Below are 5,702 nucleotides of genomic sequence, written 5' to 3' on the forward strand. Positions count from 1 at the left end.
ACACAAACGAAAACCCCCGCCGGCTTTTTGAGCCTTGCGGGGGTTTTTGTAGGTATCGTTTAGAAGCGGATGCTGTGTTTGGCAGGCCTGGCAGCGACCTACTCTCCCAGGTCTTAAGACATAGTACCATCGGCGCAGAGGAGTTTAACGGCCGAGTTCGGGATGGGATCGGGTTCAGGCTCCTCGCAATAGCCACCAGGCCGGCGAAGCACAGCATTTTGCGAAGCAAGGATCCTTTTGGATCTGATTTCTGGTCTCGTTGCTTTGATCCTGATGATGACCATCGAGGATGAGAACGATCAAGCCAATCGAACGATTAGTACCGGTAAGCTAAATATGTCGCCACACTTACACACCCGGCCTATCAACGTGGTCGTCTTCCACGGTTCTCAAGGGAATACTCGTTTTGAGGTGGGTTTCCCGCTTAGATGCTTTCAGCGGTTATCCCGACCGTACATAGCTACGCTGCACTGCGGCTGGCGCCACAACAGCTCCACCAGAGGTACGTTCATCCCGGTCCTCTCGTACTAGGGACAAATCCTCTCAATATTCCTACACCCACGGCAGATAGGGACCGAACTGTCTCACGACGTTCTGAACCCAGCTCACGTACCACTTTAATCGGCGAACAGCCGAACCCTTGGGACCTGCTCCAGCCCCAGGATGTGATGAGCCGACATCGAGGTGCCAAACGATGCCGTCGATATGGACTCTTGGGCATCATCAGCCTGTTATCCCCGGCGTACCTTTTATTCGTTGAGCGATGGCCCGTCCACGTGGGACCACCGGATCACTATGGCCGACTTTCGTCTCTGCTCGACTTGTCAGTCTCGCAGTCAGGCGGGCTTATGCCATTGCACTCGACGACCGATTTCCGACCGGTCTGAGCCCACCATCGCGCGCCTCCGTTACTCTTTGGGAGGCGACCGCCCCAGTCAAACTGCCCGCCATGCAATGTCTCGGACCCGGATAACGGGTCGCGGTTAGACATCCATATCTATAAGGGTGGTATTTCAAGGATGACTCCACGAGAGCTGGCGCCCTCGCTTCAAAGTCTACCACCTATCCTACACATACCGACACGAATGCCAGTGCAAAGCTGCAGTAAAGGTGCACGGGGTCTTTCCGTCTGACCGCAGGAACCCCGCATCTTCACGGGGAATTCAATTTCACTGAGTCTATGCTGGAGACAGCGGGGAAGTCATTACGCCATTCGTGCAGGTCGGAACTTACCCGACAAGGAATTTCGCTACCTTAGGACCGTTATAGTTACGGCCGCCGTTTACCGGGGCTTCGATTCAAAGCTTGCACCTCTCCTCTTAACCTTCCGGCACCGGGCAGGCGTCAGACCCTATACGTCATCTTGCGATTTCGCAGAGCCCTGTGTTTTTGCTAAACAGTTGCCACCCCCTGGTCTGTGCCCCTTGCGCCTGGTTGCCCAAACGCAAGGCCTCCTTATCCCGAAGTTACGGAGGTAAATTGCCGAGTTCCTTCAGCATAGTTCTCTCAAGCGCCTTGGTATACTCTACCAGTCCACCTGTGTCGGTTTCGGGTACGGGCTATAATGTGGGAGCTATTTCCTGGAACCCCTTCGAAGCCAGAACAGAACCAATTCGTCTGACAACACACGGGATTCGTCACTACCCACAGGCTCAGGAATATTCACCTGATTCCCATCGACTACGCCTTTCGGCCTCGCCTTAGGGGCCGGCTAACCCTGCGCAGATTAGCTTTACGCAGGAACCCTTGGACTTTCGGCGACAGTGTCTCTCACACTGTTTGTCGTTACTCATGTCAGCATTCGCACTTCCGATACCTCCAGAGGCCCTCACGGGTCCTCCTTCGCAGGCTTACGGAACGCTCCGCTACCGCTCATCCGAAGATGAACCCTAAGCTTCGGCGCGTGGTTTGAGCCCCGTTACATTTTCGGCGCAAGAATCCTAGACCAGTGAGCTGTTACGCTTTCTTTAAAGGATGGCTGCTTCTAAGCCAACCTCCTGGTTGTTTTCGGACTCTCACATCCTTTCACACTTAACCACGACTTGGGGGCCTTAGCTGTAGGTCAGGGTTGTTTCCCTCTCGACGACGGACGTTAGCACCCGCCGTCTGTCTCCCGCGCAGTACTTCCAGGTATTCGGAGTTTGGTTAGGTTTGGTAAGATGGTAAATCCCCCTAGCCCATCCAGTGCTCTACCCCCTGGAGTATTCACGCGAGGCACTACCTAAATAGTTTTCGCGGAGAACCAGCTATTTCCGAGTTTGGTTGGCCTTTCACCCCTAGCCACAAGTCATCCGAGACTTTTTCAACAGGCACCGGTTCGGTCCTCCAGTGCGTGTTACCGCACCTTCAACCTGCTCATGGCTAGATCACCCGGCTTCGGGTCTAATCCGACGAACTGAACGCCCTGTTCAGACTCGCTTTCGCTGCGCCTACACCTACCGGCTTAAGCTTGCTCGCCAGACTAAGTCGCTGACCCATTATACAAAAGGTACGCAGTCACCCAGGACGAACCTTGGGCTCCTACTGTTTGTAGGCATCCGGTTTCAGGAACTCTTTCACTCCCCTTGTCGGGGTGCTTTTCACCTTTCCCTCACGGTACTTGTTCGCTATCGGTCGCTGAGGAGTACTTAGGCTTGGAAGGTGGTCCTCCCATGTTCAGACAGGGTTTCACGTGCCCCGCCTTACTCAAGGATGAATGATTGCATTACGCGTACGGGACTATCACCCACTAAGGTTCGGCTTTCCTGACCGATTCCGCTTGTCGCACATTCACCACTGGCCTGATCCGCGTTCGCTCGCCACTACTAACGGAGTCTCTGTTGATGTCCTTTCCTCCGGGTACTTAGATGTTTCAGTTCCCCGGGTTCGCTTCTAACCCCTATGTATTCAGGATCAGATACCTTCATGTGATAACTGGAATTCCAAAACCTTGCGGCTTGAAGTTGCCTCCAAGGCAAGGCCTCAGAGTTCCAGTCATCGAAGGTGGGTTTCCCCATTCGGAAATTTACGGATCAAAGCTTGTTCGCAGCTCCCCGTAACTTATCGCAGCGTACCACGTCCTTCATCGCCTCTCAGCGCCAAGGCATCCACCGAATGCCCTTAAGACACTTGATCGTTCTCATCTTCGATGCTCACCCTTGCTGAAATCCGTGCGGGATCCAGCAAAAGAGAGACGGTTTTGAGAGACCCGTCTCTGGCATCAAAGCTATTTCTAAAGACCAGCTTGCTTCGCATTCACTCGGTGACGGTGCGGTCACGCTCCCGCCGATCGTTCGCCAGAACCTCCCGGGCAAGGCCCAACAGGAAATGGCTCCGATCCGTCCCCTTATCGGGAACAGGCCGAATGAATTGCTTCTATACGATGTCAGACAACACGCCTCACTTCCGGCAACGCCTGCGAAGTGTGCGAATTCAGGTTCTCATGGACGAGAGGAAGAAAGACCCGGAGGGCTCGACAACCAGATGGTGGAGCCAGACGGGATCGAACCGACGACCTCATGCTTGCAAAGCACGCGCTCTCCCAACTGAGCTATGGCCCCAGAAGAGCGCGGCCGGTGCCAGAGGCATCGCCGAATAAGTGGTGGGCCTGGGACGACTCGAACGTCCGACCTCACCCTTATCAGGGGTGCGCTCTAACCACCTGAGCTACAGGCCCCAAGCCAGTGACCGGATCCAGATGATCCGACGGCCTGGGCTCGTCCATGAAGAAAGAGAAACGAAGACGGCGGCGTCCCGCATAATGCTCACTGACTGTGAGCTATGATCTAAGAGTTCCGATAAAAGAACCGAGGTTCTCTTGAGGGAACATCCTTAGAAAGGAGGTGATCCAGCCGCAGGTTCCCCTACGGCTACCTTGTTACGACTTCACCCCAGTCGCTGACCCTACCGTGGTCGCCTGCCCCCTTGCGGTTAGCGCAGCGCCTTCGGGTAAAACCAACTCCCATGGTGTGACGGGCGGTGTGTACAAGGCCCGGGAACGTATTCACCGTGGCATGCTGATCCACGATTACTAGCGATTCCAACTTCATGCACTCGAGTTGCAGAGTGCAATCCGAACTGAGACGGCTTTTGGAGATTTGCTCACCCTCGCGAGTTCGCGTCCCACTGTCACCGCCATTGTAGCACGTGTGTAGCCCAGCCCGTAAGGGCCATGAGGACTTGACGTCATCTTCACCTTCCTCGCGGCTTATCACCGGCAGTCCCCCTAGAGTGCCCAACTGAATGATGGCAACTAAGGGCGAAGGTTGCGCTCGTTGCGGGACTTAACCCAACATCTCACGACACGAGCTGACGACAGCCATGCAGCACCTGTGTTCCCGGCTCCGAAGAGAAGAAACCATCTCTGGTAACCGTCCGGGACATGTCAAAGGCTGGTAAGGTTCTGCGCGTTGCTTCGAATTAAACCACATGCTCCACCGCTTGTGCGGGCCCCCGTCAATTCCTTTGAGTTTTAATCTTGCGACCGTACTCCCCAGGCGGGAGGCTTAATGCGTTAGCTGCGCCACTGACACGCATGCGTGCCAACGGCTAGCCTCCATCGTTTACGGCGTGGACTACCAGGGTATCTAATCCTGTTTGCTCCCCACGCTTTCGCACCTCAGCGTCAGTACCGGACCAGTAAGCCGCCTTCGCCACTGGTGTTCTTGCGAATATCTACGAATTTCACCTCTACACTCGCAGTTCCACTTACCTCTTCCGGACTCGAGATTGCCAGTATCAAGGGCAGTTCTGGAGTTGAGCTCCAGGCTTTCACCCCTGACTTAACAATCCGCCTACGTGCGCTTTACGCCCAGTGATTCCGAACAACGCTAGCCCCCTTCGTATTACCGCGGCTGCTGGCACGAAGTTAGCCGGGGCTTCTTCTCCGACTACCGTCATTATCTTCGTCGGCGAAAGAGCTTTACAACCCTAAGGCCTTCATCACTCACGCGGCATGGCTGGATCAGGCTTGCGCCCATTGTCCAATATTCCCCACTGCTGCCTCCCGTAGGAGTCTGGGCCGTGTCTCAGTCCCAGTGTGGCTGATCATCCTCTCAGACCAGCTACAGATCGTCGCCTTGGTGCGCCTTTACCACACCAACTAGCTAATCTGACGCGGGTTCATCCGATGGCGATAAATCTTTCCCCTTGCGGGCACATACGGTATTAGTCCCAGTTTCCCGGAATTATTCCGTACCATCGGGCAGATCCCCACGTGTTACTCACCCGTCTGCCGCTCCCCTTGCGGGGCGCTCGACTTGCATGTGTTAAGCCTGCCGCCAGCGTTCGTTCTGAGCCAGGATCAAACTCTCAAGTTGAATGAGATATTTTGAACCGGCATAATCGTCGCTACGCTCAAATCTCTTGACGAGATTGGAACAACACACATCCTTCGCAGGATGCGCGGCTCCTAAAACGTAAGACGTACCGAAGTCTCATCCGACTTCCCGCAACCCGAAGGCTGAAGGGAAGTCCGCAAGGACCCCGCCGTCCACGTTTCTCTTTCTTCCTATTAACCTGTCAAACAGCACGGACACCCAAGGCGCCCAGGGCCGAAGCCCAAATTCCAAAAGCTTCAAACCGAAGCCCTCAACCTAAGGGCTCACACCCTTAAGCACTCGACAGTTTTCCCTCCGGCGACCGCCGGTCCGAAGACCTCGTCTCTGTCGGGATCAACCAGAGGAGCGTCAGCACCGCGTCAGCGGCGCGCCCCGTCGATGGGC

2 tRNA genes and 3 rRNA genes are annotated in these 5,702 nt (G+C 55.2%); all 5 read right to left on the minus strand.

What is annotated here, in order from left to right:
• Positions 1 to 85 precede the first annotated feature (85 nt).
• The 5 genes from rrf to VRZ77_RS21525 all read right to left on the minus strand — a co-directional run bounded on the left by rrf (position 86) and on the right by VRZ77_RS21525 (position 5,297).
• Positions 86 to 200, minus strand: a 5S ribosomal RNA gene (rrf, locus tag VRZ77_RS21505).
• A gap of 95 nt (positions 201 to 295) precedes the next feature.
• Positions 296 to 3,114 (minus strand): 23S ribosomal RNA (locus VRZ77_RS21510).
• Positions 3,115 to 3,463: 349 nt separating this feature from the next.
• A tRNA-Ala gene (locus tag VRZ77_RS21515) sits at positions 3,464 to 3,539 on the minus strand.
• A gap of 39 nt (positions 3,540 to 3,578) precedes the next feature.
• Positions 3,579 to 3,655 (minus strand) — tRNA-Ile (locus VRZ77_RS21520).
• Between the two features lie 159 nt (positions 3,656 to 3,814).
• Positions 3,815 to 5,297 (minus strand): 16S ribosomal RNA (locus VRZ77_RS21525).
• The 16S, 23S and 5S rRNA genes sit together here with 2 tRNA genes alongside, the layout of an rRNA operon.
• Between the last annotated feature and the right edge of the window lie 405 nt (positions 5,298 to 5,702).

Source organism: Ancylobacter sp. G4_0304, from assembly GCF_047501495.1.
In the GTDB taxonomy this organism is placed as follows: Bacteria; Pseudomonadota; Alphaproteobacteria; order Rhizobiales; family Xanthobacteraceae; genus Ancylobacter.